The organism is Sulfurivermis sp. (assembly GCF_059410345.1).
Genome location: NZ_JBLJDO010000019.1, coordinates 1 through 16,770 on the forward strand (window position 1 = coordinate 1; position 16,770 = coordinate 16,770).

The window sequence follows — 16,770 nt, forward strand, 5'->3', positions numbered from 1 at the left end:
GGCGGCGTGCTGCTCGGCGCTGCGGCGCTGGCCGATGCGCTGCGCCAGCGGCGCCGGCCGGCGCCGCAGGTCACGCGGCGGCTGAACAAAAACCTGCCGGTGGGGGCCTGGTCCACGGTGACGCTGGAGCTGCGCAACGACGACAGTCTGCCGCTGCGCTGCGAGGTGCACGACCTGCACCCGGTGGAGTTCGAGGTGCGCGGCCAACCGGCCAGCCTGACCCTGGCGCCGGGGCAGTGGGCCGAAATGCGTTATCAGTTGCGCCCGCCCACCCGCGGCGCCTTCCATGCCATCGGCACCGAGTTCCTCATCCAATCCCCCTGGGGCCTGTGGCGCGAGCGGCGCGACGACGGCAGCGTGCAACAGTTGCGTGTCTATCCCAACTTTGCCGAGATCGCCCATTACACCCTACTCGCCACCGACAATCGCCTGAGCCAGATGGGCGTGCGCCGCCGCCAGCGTCGCGGCGAGGGCAGCGATTTCCACCAGCTGCGCGAATACCGCGTCGGCGACACCCTGCGCCAGATCGACTGGAAGGCCACCTCGCGCTACCGCAAGCTGATCTCGCGCGAATATCAGGATGAACGCGATCAGCAGATCCTGTTCATGGTCGATTGCGGCCGCCGCATGCGCCACGCCGATGCCGGTCGCGTCCACCTCGACGAGGCGCTCAACGCCGTGCTGCTGCTGTCCTACGTCTCGCTGCGCCAGGGCGATGCCGTCGGTTTCATGACCTTCGGCGGCGTGCGCCGCTGGTTCGCCCCGCGCAAGGGCCAGCACGTGGTCAACGGCCTGCTCAATGCCACCTACGATGTGCAGTCCAGCACCGAGGCCGCCGACTACCGCGCCGCCGCCAGCGAACTGCTCGCCCGCCAGCGCCGCCGCGCCCTGGTGGTGCTGATCACCAACACCCGCGATGAGGACCAGGCCGATCTGGAGGCGGCGGTGAAGCTGTTGCGTACCCGCCACCTGGTGCTGGTGGCCGATCTGCGCGAATCGCTGCTGGATGATATCATCGCCGCCGGCGTCGGTACGCTGGATCAGGCCCTGCAATTCCACGCCACCGAGGACTATCTGGCGCGCCGCCGCCAAAGCCATGACCGTCTGTCCTACCATGGTGCCCGCCTGCTCGACCTGCGTCCGGCGCAACTGCCGGTGGCGCTGGTGAATCAGTATTTCGCCATCAAGCGGAGTGGTACGTTGTAGCAGTACAATTGGAGTGTCCGGATAACGCGTTGCTTGGAGGTCGTCGCCATGTGGGGACTCCGCTGTGTGGTGGGGTTGCTGTTGCTGGGACTGCTGGGTGGATGCAGCGATGACGTGGAGCGTGAAACCCTGGCCTGGGTGCGCATCGACACGCCGGCCGAGGGGACGCACACCACCGGCGACAGCATCCTGGTGACGGGCAATGCCGCGATGCGCAACGGCTCCTACCCCAGTGAATCCATCTACTGGTACAACGGCGGCGCTTCGGGTGTGGCGACCTCGAACGTTGTCTGTATCCTCGCCTGCATTGCCGCCTTCCAGGCGACGGTGCCGCTCTATCCCGGCGAGAATCTCATCAGCGTCCGACTGGTCGACGGCGCCGACAGCGTGACGGTGCATCGTGATTGAAGTGTTGTGCCACCTTGGGTGGTTGGCGTCTTCAGCTATGGGAGAAGCTTAATACGGGTGAGATGCAATTAGTTGTAGCTATTTGACCCGAAGAGGCATACAGTGGCTTCCGCGTCAGATTTGTTATTGGCAGTTATAAGTGGTTCCCGCTTGGTTACTTCTCGAATACTCCAGTTCATTACCTGTACGCACACTCTCCATTAATTGTTATTCAAAGGTAATTCAGCATGGCTACAGGTACTGTAAAGTGGTTCAACGAGTCCAAGGGCTTCGGTTTCATTACTCCCGATGACGGCAGCGCCGACGTGTTCGCGCACTTCTCCGCCATCCAGGGCAGCGGCTTCAAGACCCTGGCCGAAGGCCAGAAGGTCAGCTTCGACGTGACCAAGGGCCCGAAGGGTCTGCAGGCGAGCAACATCGCTGCCGGCTAAGCCGTTCTCCGATGATGCAAAAAGAAACCCCGCTTCGGCGGGGTTTCTTTTTGGTGGGCTGAGAAGTCCAAGATGGACTTATTCAGACCTTGCCTAAGCCATCTGCCGGTTCTTGCACGGCATGCTGCCGGGGCAGCGGTGCGCTGCCGACGATATACTGGCAAGGGAAAGGTACCGCTTCATGGCCTTCAGGGTGGAAGGGATGATGATCCGCGTTCTGGACGAACTGACAGCGATAAGCCGCGCAATCCTCGCACCGGAAGGAGGATTGCCGGATCTGATTCCCCAGGCGCAGTCCTTGCGCAACCTTTTCGAAGAACTCGCACATTTTCGCGTTGATCACGGCCGCGATATCGGGGCGGGGGAGACCCGGCTTGACTGTGGGCTGGCCATTTCCCCGACTCTCGCCGCCATGTGCTTGCGCGAGCCATTCAGGACGTTGGCCTTCATCCGCGGGCTGGCCGAGGCGATAGATGATGCGCTGCGCCCGGACCGGGCCGTCCGTGTCTTGTATGCGGGGTGCGGTCCGTATGCCCTGCTGGCCGTTCCGCTGATGACGGTGTTTCCCCGTGAGCAAGTCATGTTTACGCTGCTGGACATACACCAGGAGTGCCTCGACAGTGCCCTGGCGCTCATCGATACGCTCGGCCTCACCGGCCATGTGGCCGGCGGTGTCTGTGCCGATGCGACCCGATACAAAATCCCGCCAGACGGGAAACCGGACGTCATCGTCAGCGAAACCATGGCCGTTTGCCTGCGCAACGAGCCCCAAGTCTCCATCGCCCGGCATCTGCTGGCCCAGGCTCCGGAAGCGCAGATGGTGCCCCGGTCGGTCAGCGTGGAGGTCTGCCTGCTGAATCAGGATAGAGAGCACGTCTTGGTGCCCCCGGATCACCCCGGCGAAATTCCGACACCGGAGCGGGACAGGGTTTATCTGGGGAAGATATTCGAGCTGGATGCTGCCGCCATCCGCAGCTGGCGGGACGTCGACGGCGACCGCCTGGCTGCCGCCCTGGTGAAAATCCCCGACCAGGTGGAGAGCAGATACCGGCCCTATTGTCTGACCCGAATTGCGGTGTACGGGAAACACTTGTTGCAGGATTATGATTGCAGCCTGACCGTCCCCCAACCGTTGGGCGGCAGGCGATCGTTCGAAGGTGGAGAAACTTTGCAATTCCACTACAAACTCGGGTCCTGCCCCGGACTGGAGTACGGCGTGTGGGGCTGCGGTGGCCCATGTACAACCGATGTACGGAAAACGGCAGGGAGCAAGGCATGTTGATAGGGAGTGTGAAATTTTTGAGCGGCTTGAGTCTGCGGCCGATGAGTGCGGCGGACAATGTGTTCAACGAGGGCCTGTATCGAACCACCCGTGACGACTTGCGCCTGCTCGACGCGGAGGAGGATTTCATCGAGTCGCTCATTGATGCCCAGCGCCAGGCACAAACCCAGGGCTATGGCGATATGTTCCCCAATGCCATGTATTTCGTGGTGGAGCACCACAACGAGCGCATCGGCCGCGTGGTGCTGGATTTCGGTCAGAACGAGATCCGGGTGGTGGATATCGCCCTGATTCCCGCTGCGCGTGGCAAGGGCTACGGCAGCGAGATATTGCAGGCGGTACAGCGGGTGGCCGGCAAGGTGATGGCGCCGGTGGTGCTCAGTGTGCGCTTCGATCACCTCCCCGCCAAACAGTTGTATGGGGGGCTGGGTTTCGTGGTGGAAGAGGCGCAGATACCCTACGAGCACATGGTCTGGTATCCGCCGGTACCCGGGAGGCACGGCGGGGGCGGATAAGGTGCATGGCCGGTTTCCCTCCTAACCGAATATCACCTGATAAAAGACCCCCGTGCCGCCGGAGCTGGCGGGCGGGATGATGCGATTCAAATAGCAGTTTTCCAGGCGCCAGCCCTCGGCGCCGTCCGTGCGCAGGTGATAGCAGCCGTCGGTAAGGCAGGGGGAGTCGGGCCCCCGCAGTGTTACGTTGAAAGGAGTGCGCCGGGAATTGGGGCCGGCGGCCAAAGGGTTTTCCCTAACGCCGATCACCTCCAGCGCCAGATCCGCCTCGGCCGCCTCAACAGTCACATGGGTACCGACGCGCGCGGTAAACGGCGCGCTGGTAAGCGTTTCGAGCTTCATGAATCGATCTCCTGTGCCCTGCACGCCCGAAGGCGCGCAGGGCGGCTTGCGCTCGTCAGTTGCGGCTGGGGAATATGCCCATCAGGGCGATGCAGAAATTGAGGCACAGGGCCGGCGGCATGGTAGCCACCGGGGTGCCGCTGCCGGCAACGGATGTCGGCGCACTGGGCACCGGATTGGCGGGGTTGGGCGAGCCGTACATCTGCACCGGCGTGGTAACGGTTGGACGTGCCGTAGTTACCGATGCGGCAGCACCCAATGTCCAGCCTGGGGCCGGCGTCTGGGTCAGATTGGCGGAGTCGGTGTTGCTGGCGGTCAGTGTGTGGTTATGTGGCGGCAGGTTGCCCGCGGTCAGTGTTGCGGACTCCGCGCCAAACGATTGGCCCACCATCCTGTTGCTGAGGTCTGGTCCCTGGCCCATGCCGATTATCTGCCGTCCGCGCAGGTCGGGCAGGCCAAAGGTGGTTGTTCCGTTGCCGCCGAAGTTGGTGCCGAGCAGGGCGTATAGAGCGTTGTATTGCTGAATTTGCATCTGCGACCCATTGCACAGAGTCCAGTTTTGAGGCGCCCAATCCCAGGGGAATGGCGTGATAAAACCGATGTAAGTATCCATGTTTTTCCTTTCCGTTTGAGTAGATTCCTAAGTTCGCCTCTTCGTGAGGCTGACTGCCGGTGACGAGCCACCGCCCCGGATACGCAGCTGGCTGTGATGCATCGTCAGGGCGAGTGTAGCGTGTGGTTGCAGAAATGATAGGGGTGCCGGTCTCTCCTTCAGGACGGTATAGGCGCTGCTCGCCTGCCGCGATGGCCAGGGCATGTTGACGAAGCAATATTTATCCTTCAGGCTTCACCCAGCTGCACGCAGCCGGGCCTCCCTATACATGATCCTGGGAAGCAATGGCACGGCCCGCAGGGGCAAGTCGATGACCGGCATCCATGCGATGTCTCATGGATATGAATGGAACCCGTCGCCTTTTTTCACAAGGGTGATGATATGAAAGGGAGCAATTCGATCATGTATTTCATCTTGTATCGACACCCGTATCAGACGCATGGGCTGCATGTCTTGTCTGTGAGAACGCGATAACTGAAGCCATTTGAACAAGCGGCTGCGCCGTTTCGGCGGGATTGCCGTATTGCCTGCATTGGATGCTGAAGGGAGAAAGGAAAATGACCCGCAAGGATGATCGCTGTTGGTCGGTGTTGCGCAAAATAGTATCGCTGCAGGTGTCTGCTTTCATTTTTCTCCTGAGTTTCCTTGCGGTGCCATCGTCTTATGCCGCAAATCAAGGTGGCGGAGATGTGGGTGGTCACGATGCGAACCCGGCTCCCCATGCTCATGTCCTGTTCATCGATGCGGGCGTGGCGGATGGGCAGGTGCTGCTCTCCGGCATGACCGATGATGTAAAGGTCATCAGGTTGCGCAGCGATGCCGATGGTGTTGAGCAAATCAACGCCGCTTTGCAGGACTTCCGTAATCTCGACAGCATCCAGATCGTTTCCCACGGCGCTCCCGGCGCGCTGTTGCTGGGCGCGTCCGCGCTGACCGATGCCAATGTCGACAGTTACCGATCGGCGCTGCGCGGCTGGGGCGGCGCGCTGGCATCTCACGGCGCTATCCTACTGTACGGATGCAATGTGGCGCAGGGGCCGGGCGGAGAGCGATTCGTTGAACGTATCGGCGAGCTTGCCGGTGCCCCCGTCGCGGCCTCCACCGATGCCACCGGTTCAGCGGCATTGGGTGGAAACTGGCGCTTGGAAAAGCGGACTGGAAACATCGCTGTGACAGGGGTGATTAGTGCCCAGGCGGCGTCGCGCTATGGCCATTTGCTGGACCTGCCGAATGGTTTGCAGGATGTGACGCCGGCAACCTTGCCCGGCAGCTTCATCCCGGGTTTCACGCTCACCAAGAACACGCCGGCGACAACCATTTTTACCGATGACCCGCTTGGCCTGTATTTCTATGACGAAGGTAATCCTGGAGCCGCGGCGACATTCACCGTGAGCGCAGACGGCACCACCGTCGGCAGTTTTGACCTGACCGCGGTGGCCATGCCCTATTTCGGCGTAGGCGCCGCGATGACGGTGCAATTCACCGGTTACAAACTGGCCGGCGGCACGGTGGCGACGACGGGTGTCGTTAGTTCCACAGAGGCTTTGGCAGGGGCCAATTTTTCAGCCTTTACCGCCATTAGCGGGTTCAGTTTTACGGTCACGTCTGCCGAATCCACCGGCAATTTGACCTGGGACAGCTTTTCAGTCGCCAATGCCCAAGGGGTCGCTCCTACCGTAACCGCTATCAGTCCGACCAGCGGCCCGGCGGCGGGCGGCACCGGCGTCACCATTACCGGTACCAACTTCACCGGCGCGACCGCGGTGACCATCGGCGGCGCAGCCGCCACCAGTATCACCGTAGTGAATGCGACCACCATCACCGCCACTACGCCGGCAGGTACCCCCGGTGCGCGGGACGTGATTGTCACCACTCCTCAAGGCAGCGGTACCGGCAGCGGCCTGTATACCTACATCGCCGCGCCGACCGTGACTGGCATCAGTCCCAGCGCCGGACCCACGGCAGGCGGCACCTCGGTAACAATCACGGGCACCAATTTCACCGGTGCCACCGCGGTGACCATCGGCGGCGCGGCTGCCGGCAGCGTCATCGTCGTCAACTCCACCACCATCACCGCCACCGCACCGGCGGGTACGGCAGGTGCGCGTGACGTGGTTGTCACCACCCCCGGCGGTACGGGTACCGGCACCGGCCTGTATACCTATGTCGCCGCACCTACGGTGACTGCCGTGTCGCCGACCAGCGGGCCGACCACGGGCGGCACGGCAGTAACCATTACCGGAACCAGCTTCACCGGCGCGACGGCGGTCATGTTCGGTGCCAACCCTGCCGCATCCTACACGGTTGATTCAGCCACACAGATCACGGCCACTTCTCCGGCCGGGGCCGCCGGTGTTGTCGATATCACTGTAACGACCGTCGGCGGTACCAGTGCCACTAGCGCGTCGGATGCCTTCACCTATTTAGCGGAACCCACGGTCACCGGAATCAGCCCGACGGGCGGCCCGACGGCGGGTGGCACATCCGTCACCATTACCGGCACCAACTTCACCGGTGCGACATCGGTGACCATCGGCGGTGCTGCCGCCACCGGCATCACGGTGGCGAACGCGACCACTATCACCGCCACTACGCCGGCAGGGACCGCAGGTGCGAAAGACGTGGTGGTAACCACCCCCAACGGCAGCGGTACCGGTGTCGGCCTGTACACCTATTTCGCTGCACCCACCGTCACTGCGATCAGTCCCGACAGCGGTCCGGCGGCGGGCGGCACGTCCGTTACCATCACCGGCACCAACTTCACCGGCGCGACGGCGGTGACCATCGGTGGCGCGGCGGCCACTGGCGTTACCGTTGTCGATCCCACCACGATTACCGCCACCACACCGGCCGGCACGGCCGGTGCGCGGGATGTGGTCGTCACCACGCCCGGCGGTAGTGGAACCGGCAGTGGGCTGTACACCTATATCCCCGCGCCCACGGTGATGGCGATCAGTCCCAGCAGCGGCCCGGCAGTCGGCGGCACTGCGGTGACCATCACCGGCACCAACTTCCTCGGTGCAACAGCGGTCACCATCGGCGGCGCAGCGGCCAGTGACGTGACCGTGTTGAACGCCACGACGATTACGGCCACCACGCCGGCAGGCACGGTGGGTGCGCGGGATGTGGTTGTCACCACCCCAGGCGGCAGCGGTACCGGCGCCGGTCTCTTCACCTATCTTGCCGCGCCGACCGTGACAGCCATCAGTCCCACCGCCGGCCCCACGGCTGGAGGCACCGCTGTCACCATTACCGGCACCAACCTCATCGGTGCGACGGCGGTCACCATCGGCGGCGCCGCCGCCAGCAGCATCATCGTGGTTAATTCCACCACCATTACCGCCACCACCCCGGCGGGTACTGTTGGCGCCCAGGACGTGGTCGTCACCACGCCCGGTGGCAGCGGCACGGGGACCAGTCTGTACACCTATTTCGCTGCGCCCACCGTCACTGGGATCAGTCCCGACAGCGGTCCGGCGGCGGGCGGCACGTCCGTTACCATCACCGGCACCAACTTCACCGGCGCGACGGCGGTCACCATCGGTGGCGCGGCGGCCACTGGCGTTACCGTTGTCGATCCCACCACGATTACCGCCACCACACCGGCCGGCACGGCGGGCGCGCGGGACGTGGTCGTGACTACGCCGGGCGGAAGTGGCACGGGTTCCGGCCTGTATACCTATGTCGCCGCCCCCACGGTAACGGCGATCAACCCCAACAGCGGCCCGGCCACGGGCGGCACCAGCGTCACCATCACCGGCACCAGTTTCACCGGCGCGACGGCGGTGACCATCGGTGGCGCGGCAGCCACTGGCGTCACGGTCGTCAACGCGACCACCATCACCGCCACCGCTCCAGCCGGAACGGCGGGCGCGCAGGATGTAGTGGTCACCGCGCCCGGCGGCAGCGGTACGGGCAGCGGTCTGTATACCTATCTCGCCGCGCCTGGCGCGCCGACGGGTGTCAGCGCCAGCGGCGGAAACGCGCAGGCCACGATCAGTTTCACCGCCCCGGCCAGCAATGGCGGTTCCCCCATTACCACTTATACCGCCACCTCCAGCCCCGGCGGTCACACCGGCGCCTGCGCCGGTCCGGCGGCCTGCGTCATCACCGTTACCGGGTTGAACAATGGCACTGCCTATACTTTTACCGTCACGGCGACGAATGTCATCGGTACCAGTGCCGCCTCGGCAGCGAGCAATTCGGTGACACCGGCGGCCACCGTGCCCGACGCGCCGACGGCGGCCACCGCCATGGCGGGTGATACCCAGGCCACGGTGACCTTCACCGCGCCTGCCAATGACGGCGGCTCTCCCGTCACCACCTATACCGCCACCTCCAGTCCTGGCGGATTTACCGGCACCTGCGCGGGTCCGGCCGCCTGCAGCATTGCCGTCACCGGCCTGACCAATGGCGTTACCTACACCTTCACGGTGACGGCGACCAATCTGGCGGGGACGAGTGCGGCGTCGGCGGCCAGCAATGCCGTTACGCCCAGCACTGTGCCGACGGCGAGCGACACGGCCATGCAGTTCCAGCTCAATACGGCGTCAGTGCTCGACCTTGCGCCGTACATCACGGGTAGCGGAGTGACTGTGGTAGTTGCACCGCGCCATGGCAGTACATCGGTAAGCGGCACCCAGGTTACCTACACGCCATCCGCTGACTACTTCGGCGACGACACATTCTCCTATGTGTCGGTCAACGGCAGTCTGACCTCCGCACCCGCTGTGGTAACGGTGAGCTTTGCCGGTACGCGTCCCGACCCAACCTCCGACACCAAGGTGATTGGCTTGGTCACCAGCCAGATGGAAACGGCGCGGCGCTTCTCGCGGGCGCAGATTTTCAACTTCCAGCAACGCATGGAACAACTCCACCGGTCTCCGCGATCCGGAACCGCAGCAACGGCCGGTTTGGCGGGCACGCCGTCCATGAGCACGGACAGTGAGAGCTTCGCGGGAGCCATGGTCGCGGGTCGCAACGGGCGACCGGACAGTGTCGGACATCATGACGATCCGGCGGTGGCAACCTCCGGCGGCAGTTCGGGGCGGTTGCCGGCACTGCTGGCCAGTTCGATCACATCCATGCTGGCCAGTTCGGCCGTCAATCTAAACATGGCGGCGCTGGTTGGCGACGGGAGCGGAGCCGCGGACGATAGTGGCGGAGTCGATATATGGGGTGCCGGCAGCGTACGGATAGGCACGAAGAAGACGCAGGATGGCACTTCCACTATTGACTACACCACCGATGGCGTAACGCTGGGCGCGGATCGCCGCTATGGTGATTATTTGATGATGGGCGTCGGCGTGGGTTACGCCTACGACGACAGCACTATCGGGAATGACGGAAGCGGCAGCTCAACGGACGGATTCAGCGTCGCCGTCTACGCCAGTTACCAGCCCGCCGACGCCACGTTCATTGATGCCGTGCTCGGCTATGGCGTCTTGACCATGAATACCAGTCGCTACGTGACTTCGGTTGGTGAATTTGCGCGCGCCAGTCGTTCCGGCAGCCAGCTGTTTGGCTCGCTGGCCGCGGGTTATGAGTATCGTGACGAGCACTCGATCATCTCGCCCTACGCGCGCTACGATTTTTCGCTTGACCGACTGGATGCGGTGACCGAGAGCGGTGCTGGTGTGGCCGCATTGAACTACGCAAGCCAGAATTCCACGTCGCAGCAGGTATCGCTGGGTCTGCGTGCGGGGTTCCAGCGGGAAATCGATGCGGGTCTGCTCCAGCCGCGGGCGCGCGTCGAATACCAGCATCACGTTGTGGGGAGCGGCCAGGTATCCATCGCCTATGCCGACATGATCGGTTCGCGCTATACGTTGGCTGTGCCGACGGTCAATGCCAACTCGATGCTGATCGGCGTGGGTAGCAGCTTGACGTTGCGCAGCGGACTGAACATCGATCTCGATCTGCAGTTTGTGCATTCCAACGATCATGAAAACAGCCAGGCGATTTTTGTCCGCCTCTCCAAACCGTTGCGGGGCGATTGAGGCGGGCCAGGCCCCTCCATTCCTGCCGGGCCGCTTCGGTGGTTGGACAAAAGAATCCCCGCTTCGGCGGGGTTCTTGTTTGGTGCCTGGAAAATTGGTGCGACTGGGGGGGCAGGTGTAATGCAGCCTTGTCCGGGTGACCAGTAGGAGCCGGGCCTTTCGGCGAACAGTGCCGATGGCAGGCGCTGTTCGCCCGGCGCATTCTGCGCCTCACCTCTGCAGGGCTGAAGCGACGAATCGCTCCCGGCGATTCGGTCGCATCAGGAGCGGCTTCCTGCGCAGGCGTGGACTTATTTCAACTCGGCGGCGACCTTCTGCGCGTCGGCGGCGAGGGGATGTTGCGGGTAGTCCTTGGCGAAGGCCGCCATCGCTTCGCTGCCGCGCTTCTTGTCGCCCTGGGCGGCGAAGGCGAGGCCGCGGCCGAAGCGGGCGTTGGGCAGCAGATCGCTGGCTGGGTGGGCCTGGATGAAGCGGGTGAAGGCGGCTTCCGCTTCCTTCAGCTGACCATCCTCGAGCAGTTGCTGGGCCGCGCTGTAGTCGTGCACCTCGGCCTGGAAGGCGGGGTCATCGGCCTTGTCATCCTTCCAGTAGGGATTGATCAGGCTGGCGGTGGTTTCGCTGCCGCGGATACCCATGGTGGCGCTCTGGCGCGGGTCGGCGTTGCGGTTGTTCTGCTTGGGCAGCATGGCGCTGAGGTTGCGCAGGGCGTCGAATACGGCGCCCTTGAAGCGGCCGTCGGCCTGGGCCTTGTTGTCGGCGGCGGCGGCGGCGGCGGGCTTGGCGGATTCGGCCGCGATGGCGCCGGCGCTCAGGGCGGACAGCAGCACGATGGTGATGAGTCTTTTCATGGTTACGCTCCCCGTTGATGACTGTTTTGTTGTTGCTCCGGCCAGTGGCCGTAATCAGTTCGCCAGCAGGCGCGCGAAATCGCCGTAGCGGTTCTTCATTTCACTGTTCAGCGCCACGGCCTCGGCAAATTTTTCCTTGGCGCCGTCGAGGCGGCCGAGCTTGTAATGCGTCATGGCCAGATTGACCTTGATGCCGGCGTCGCTGCCGTCGATGAGTTCGGCCTGACCGTAGCTTTGCAGGGCGCGGTCGAACTCACCGCGACCGAAGTAGATGTTGCCGCGGTTGTTATAGGCCGCGCTGCTGTCGGGATTCCTGTGCAGCAACTCGTCGAAGGTCTGGAACGCCTTGTCGTAGAGGCCGTTGCGGGCGTAGATGATGGCGATCTGCGTCAGCGCCGACTCGTTGGCGGGATTGGCCGCCAGCATGGCGCGGTAGGGGCGCACCAGACGATCCAGGCTCTTTTCCAGCAGCAGGTTGTATTCGCGCTGCACCAGCGGCGCCACACGTTCCTGCGCCGGCACGGCGATGCGGTAGTCGGCCTGCTTGAGCGTCACCGGCACGTACTCCTCCCAGGCCTGGTGCAGCGGGATCACCTTCAGCTTGCCGGCGGCGAGGTTGTCGCGGTATTTGCGCGCGCCTTCGGTCCAGGCCTCGGCGAAGGAGGTGGCGATCATGGTGGCCTCGACGGGGATCCATACCTGGCCGCCACGGATGGCGAGCAGATCGTCCTGCAGGCTGATGAGGCCGGCGTCCTGCGCCGGCAGGCCGGTGTTGAACATCAGCAGCAGGTGGCCGGGCACGTCGAGCAGCGCGGTTTCGATGCCGAGGTTTTCCAGCGCAGCGGCGAGCAGTACCGACAGGTCATCACAGTCGCCGCTCTTGAGCCGGAGCGTCTCGCGCGCGAACTGCACGTAGTCCACCTGATCCGCCGCCAGCTTGGCGTAGGGCGTGTTGGGGTCGGCGACGTATTTGATGCCGTGGGCGGAGAACACGTCGAACAGGGTCATCGCCGTGACCAGGTGGGCGTTGAGCGGACCCGGGGCCGGACGGTTTTCGTTGATGGCCTGGCGCACGAAGTCGCGCAGGGTGTCGTCGCGCGGGGTGACGAAGGCGCCGGCCATGTGGCTGCGTGACCACAGGATGGCATTCTTGCCGTACAGCGTCATCGGCTGGGTGAGGGTGATGGCGTCGTCGCGGCCGTCGCGCACGAAGCGCAGCGCCACTTCCACCTGCACGCCGGTGTCTTCGTCGATCTCCAGCACGCGGTTGTTGAAGGCGGCGTGCAGCGGCAGGTCGACGATGCTGTTGGCCTTCAACTCGGCGATCTCCTTCGCCGTGGGGAAATCCATGTAGCCTTTGATGTCGAAGGTGAGCTTGAGGTTGCCGTAGTCGATGCCGCTGGTGTTGTGGATGCGGACGGTGCCGATGGGCTCGTTGGCGTACTGCTTGTAGGCGGCGGTGAACACCGGCTGCAGTTGCAGGTCCTTGAGCACGATCTGCGGCGCGTTGGACTTGAACTCCAGCGCCTTGTTCTTTTCGGCGTAGGCGCCATCGAGCAGCAGGCGGTGGTCTTCCGAGGGGTTGATGCCGACCGCCTTGTCCAGCGCCGTGATGGCCTCGTCGAACAGGCGCCGCTTGAGGTACAGCCGGCCGAGCAGGGCGTGCGGCTCGGCGCGGGTGGCGTCCACCAGCGCAGCCTGTTCCAGCGTCGCGCGCGCCTGATCGAACATGTTGTTGTCCACGTACAGCGCGCCCAGTTGCAGCAACAGGGCCATGTCGTTGGGCTGTTTGGCCTGGGCCTGCTTGAGGTAGTTGATGGCGGCGCCGTTCTTGCCCTGGCGCGCGGAGATGGCGCCGAGCAGGGCCAGCGGCTCGACCCGGGCGGGCGCCAGTCGCGCCGCATCCGTGGCGTGCTGGAAGGCGTCCTTCAGCTCACCCTGGCGCAGCAGCACGTCGGCCAGCAGGTAGTGGGCATCGTAGTCGTCGGGCTTGAGCGCCACCGCCCGCGCCAGCGGCGCAGCGGCGGCGGCATACTGGCCGTGCTGATGCTGGTAGTGGCCCAGGCGCCAGGCGGCGTCGAAGGAGGTGGCATCGGCCTCCATGGCCTTTTGCAGGGCCGCCGGGATGTTCTGTTCCTGTTTCATCGCGCCGTAGGCATCGGCCAGGGCCAGCCAGGCGGCGGCGTGATGGGGGGCACTGCGCGTGGCCTTGGTGAGGGCCAGCAGGGCCTCGCCGTATTTCTGCTGCTCCAGCGCGATCACGCCGAGCAGGTAGTGGCCGTCGCCCTCGGTGGCGCTGTGGGCGGTGAGGGTGAGGGCGATGTTGCGCACCTGATCATGCTGGCCCAGGGCGCGGTGGCTGCGCGCCAGCGCCAGGCGGCTGTCCAGGTCGTCCGGCGCCAGTTCCAGGGTCTTGCCGTAGAGCTCGATGGCCGCCTCGTGGGCGCCGAGGCGCTGCTGGATCTGGGCACTGCGGCGCCACACCTGCGGGTTTTCCGGCGCCAGTTCGCGCGCCAGGGTCAACTCGGCCTGGCCCTGTTCCATGATGCCGAGACGGATGTAGGCATCGGCCATCATCAGATGGGCGTTGACGTCATCGCCGTCGGCCTTGAGGGCATCCTCCAGGCACTGCACCGCGCCGATGGCGTCATTGAGCGCCAGGCTCAGCTCGCCGCACAGCAGGCGCAGTTCCTGCGTGGCGGTGCCGCCGGACAGGGCGCGCTCCACCACGCCCTTGGCGGCCACCTCGTCGCCGGCGGCGCGCCAGGCGGCGACCAGCAGACGCGCCCCCTCGGCCTCGTGGCCGGGCTGTTTGAGCAGGGCCTCGAAGTGTTGGCGCGCGGCGGTGTACTGCTGTTGTTCCATCAGGGTCAGACCGAGGTATTTGTTGGTCTCCGCGTGGCCCGCGTGCTCCTCGTACTGGCGGCGCAGGGCCGCCTCCGCCTGTGCCCAGGCGCCGGCCTGGTAGTGGCCGTAACCGGCCTGGAACAGGTCGAGCACCGGCTCCGAGGCGGGACCTTCGACGCCAAAGCCGCTCACCGCGGCGATGCGGTAGTACAGGCTGTGTGGATGACCGTTGTGCTCCAGGCGCGCGCGCGCCTCCGGCACCTCCAGTCGCAGCCGGTAGGGGCCGGCGGCCTCGGTGGCGCCGTAGATGCGGTAGGCGGTGACGTAGCTGCTGCGCAGCGCGCCCCAGCGCAGCTCGGTGTGGCGGGTACCGCCGCTGACGGCGATGTCGGCCACCGCGGCGGGAACCTGCAGGTAGTGGTAGTCGAGCAATTGCTTGCGTTCGCGGTCGTACAGCGCCACCACGCGCTGGGCGCTGGGCGGCAGGGTGAGGTTGACCGGGGTGGCGAAGCCGCCGGCATCGGCGGAGCGGGCGCCGAAGCTGAATACGTGCTGGCGGTTGCGGAACACCTGCACCGTGGCGCGGTTCTTCGGCGTGGCGCACAGCACGTACAGATTGTCGTCGGCGTCGATCTCCAGGTCGAAGATGTCGCTGAATTTCTCGCCCGGCAGCTCTCCGCCGTCGAGTGCGCCGAGCGGCTGCTTGTGGCGGTCGAAGATCAGCACCTGCTTGAGCTTGCGGTCGCCGATGTAGATCTGGCCGCGGCTATCCACCGCCACCGTCACCGGTTCCTCGAACAGCCAGGGGCGCGATTTGGGGTTGTCGATCTTGTCCAGGTAGAGGCCGTCCTGGGTGAAGATTTGCAGGCGGCGGTTGGCGCTGTCGATGACGTGGATGCGCTCGCCGCGCAGGTAGACGTCGGCGGGACGGTCGAATTTGCCATCGGTGGAGGCGTCGAACTGGTTGCCACCGGCGCCGAAGGGGTCGTTGCCGGTGGCGCGGTTGTCGCCGGAGGAGAATAGCAGGGTGCCGTCGGCGGCAAATATCTTGAGCCGGGTGTCGTCGATGAGGGCGATGCGCTCGCTGCCGAAGGCGGCGGCCAGCGGCCTGTCCAGCTTGTCCTGCAGGGTGAGTCGGGTCACGCCGTCCGCATCGCTCAGGGTGCCGCCGCCACGGCGGCTCAGGCACCAGTGCCCGGCCGCCGTCTGGTAGGCGAGGTCGCATTCCAGCGCGCGGCCGCCGGCCTGGGCGACGGTGGGCAGGTGCAGGCGCGGCAGGGCCGGGCGCTCGTTGGGCGGCAGGCGGTAGATCTCGATCTTCTTGTTGTCGTTGTCGGCCACCGCCAGGCGGCCGTCGGTCAGCAGTTCCAGGGCGGAGATGTCGCTGAACTGGCCGCGCTGGCGGCCCTTGGTGCCGAAGCCGGCCTCGAGGTGGCCGCTTTCCCAGTCGTACAGGTAGATGCGGCCGTTCTCGCTGTCGCCCAGGTAGACCAGGGCGGTGGCGGGGTCGATGGCCAGGGTGGTCAGGCGCAGGGTGGCCTTGGCGGCCTTGCCCAGGGTGGCGGCATCGGTGCGGTGCAGCAGGGCGCCGTCGTGGCTGAATACGCTGAGGGTGCCGCGGTTGCGGCGCTCGAATACATAGACCCGCTCCCGGTGGTCGACGTAGACCTGCTCGGGGGTGTCCAGTCTGGCGCCGTCCTGACCACCCAGGGTACGGATGTAGACGCCATCGGGGCCGAACACGCTGATGCGGTTGTTGTGCTTGTCGGCCACGTAGAGGCGGCGGTTCTGTGACCAGGCCAGGCCGGCCGGGCTGTTGAGGCGGCCCTCGTCGCTGCCGCCGTCGCCGAAGCGGCTCAGCACCGTGCCCTGGGCGTCGATGATGGCCACCTTGCCGTCGCCCTCGTTGGCCACGGCGAAACGGTCCGGGCCGAGGCGCACCAGGCCGCGCACACGACTGGAGGAGAACACCCGCTCCTTGCCGGCCAGGGGCAGGGCGCTGCGTTCGGTGGCACCGAAGCGCACCAGCAGGCCGTCGCGGCTGTCGGCGGTATGGAAGGTGCCGTCGTCGCCGGCGGTGATGGCGGTGACATAGCCGATCAGGCGCTCCTTTTCGTCGGAGATGATCTGGGTATCGAGGCTGACGCTGGCGTGGGCGCTGCCCAGAACGAGCAGGGAGGGGAACATGACGCCGAGCAGGGCGCGGCGCAGACGGCTGGCTTGATGGTGCATGGTTGTCGTTCCGCTGGCTGCGGTCCCCCCGGCGGAGGAGGAACACT

10 protein-coding genes are annotated in these 16,770 nt (G+C 65.1%); 6 read left to right on the forward strand and 4 right to left on the reverse strand.

The window, feature by feature from the left end:
• The 5 genes from ACMV8A_RS12700 to ACMV8A_RS12720 form a co-directional block, all read left to right on the forward strand.
• Nucleotides 1-1,206, forward strand: a 1,206-nt coding sequence (locus ACMV8A_RS12700; protein WP_495326229.1) for a DUF58 domain-containing protein, incomplete at its 5' end; no start/stop codon positions are given.
• A gap of 48 nt (nt 1,207-1,254) precedes the next feature.
• Nucleotides 1,255-1,614 (forward strand): hypothetical protein, encoded by a 360-nt coding sequence (locus tag ACMV8A_RS12705; RefSeq protein WP_495326230.1) that lies wholly within the window; start codon nt 1,255-1,257, stop codon nt 1,612-1,614.
• Between the two features lie 227 nt (nt 1,615-1,841).
• Nucleotides 1,842-2,045, forward strand: coding sequence for a transcription antiterminator/RNA stability regulator CspE (cspE, locus tag ACMV8A_RS12710; protein ID WP_495326231.1), 204 nt, complete (start codon nt 1,842-1,844; stop codon nt 2,043-2,045).
• A gap of 181 nt (nt 2,046-2,226) precedes the next feature.
• Nucleotides 2,227-3,327, forward strand: a complete 1,101-nt coding sequence (locus tag ACMV8A_RS12715) for an SAM-dependent methyltransferase (RefSeq protein WP_495326232.1) — start codon at nt 2,227-2,229, stop codon at nt 3,325-3,327.
• Nucleotides 3,328-3,335: 8 nt separating this feature from the next.
• The gene (locus ACMV8A_RS12720) at nt 3,336-3,842 is read left to right on the forward strand and encodes a GNAT family N-acetyltransferase (RefSeq protein WP_495326234.1); all 507 of its coding nucleotides are present in this window, start codon (nt 3,336-3,338) and stop codon (nt 3,840-3,842) included.
• 21 nt (nt 3,843-3,863) lie between these two features.
• On the opposite strand, the gene ACMV8A_RS12725 is transcribed toward ACMV8A_RS12720, so the two are convergent.
• The gene (locus ACMV8A_RS12725; protein ID WP_495326235.1) at nt 3,864-4,184 is read right to left on the reverse strand and encodes a DUF6916 family protein; all 321 of its coding nucleotides are present in this window, start codon (nt 4,182-4,184) and stop codon (nt 3,864-3,866) included.
• Nucleotides 4,185-4,239: 55 nt separating this feature from the next.
• The gene (locus tag ACMV8A_RS12730) at nt 4,240-4,797 is read right to left on the reverse strand and encodes a phage tail protein (protein ID WP_495326236.1); all 558 of its coding nucleotides are present in this window, start codon (nt 4,795-4,797) and stop codon (nt 4,240-4,242) included.
• A gap of 557 nt (nt 4,798-5,354) precedes the next feature.
• Here ACMV8A_RS12730 and ACMV8A_RS12735 point away from each other — a divergent pair.
• A complete protein-coding gene (locus ACMV8A_RS12735) occupies nt 5,355-10,796 on the forward strand; it encodes an IPT/TIG domain-containing protein (RefSeq protein ID WP_495326237.1) in 5,442 nt (1,813 codons plus the stop codon).
• A gap of 290 nt (nt 10,797-11,086) precedes the next feature.
• Here the strand turns inward: ACMV8A_RS12735 and ACMV8A_RS12740 are convergent, their stop codons facing one another.
• The gene (locus ACMV8A_RS12740; protein WP_495326238.1) at nt 11,087-11,644 is read right to left on the reverse strand and encodes a tol-pal system YbgF family protein; all 558 of its coding nucleotides are present in this window, start codon (nt 11,642-11,644) and stop codon (nt 11,087-11,089) included.
• A gap of 54 nt (nt 11,645-11,698) precedes the next feature.
• A complete protein-coding gene (locus tag ACMV8A_RS12745) occupies nt 11,699-16,723 on the reverse strand; it encodes a tetratricopeptide repeat protein (protein WP_495326239.1) in 5,025 nt (1,674 codons plus the stop codon).
• Between the last annotated feature and the right edge of the window lie 47 nt (nt 16,724-16,770).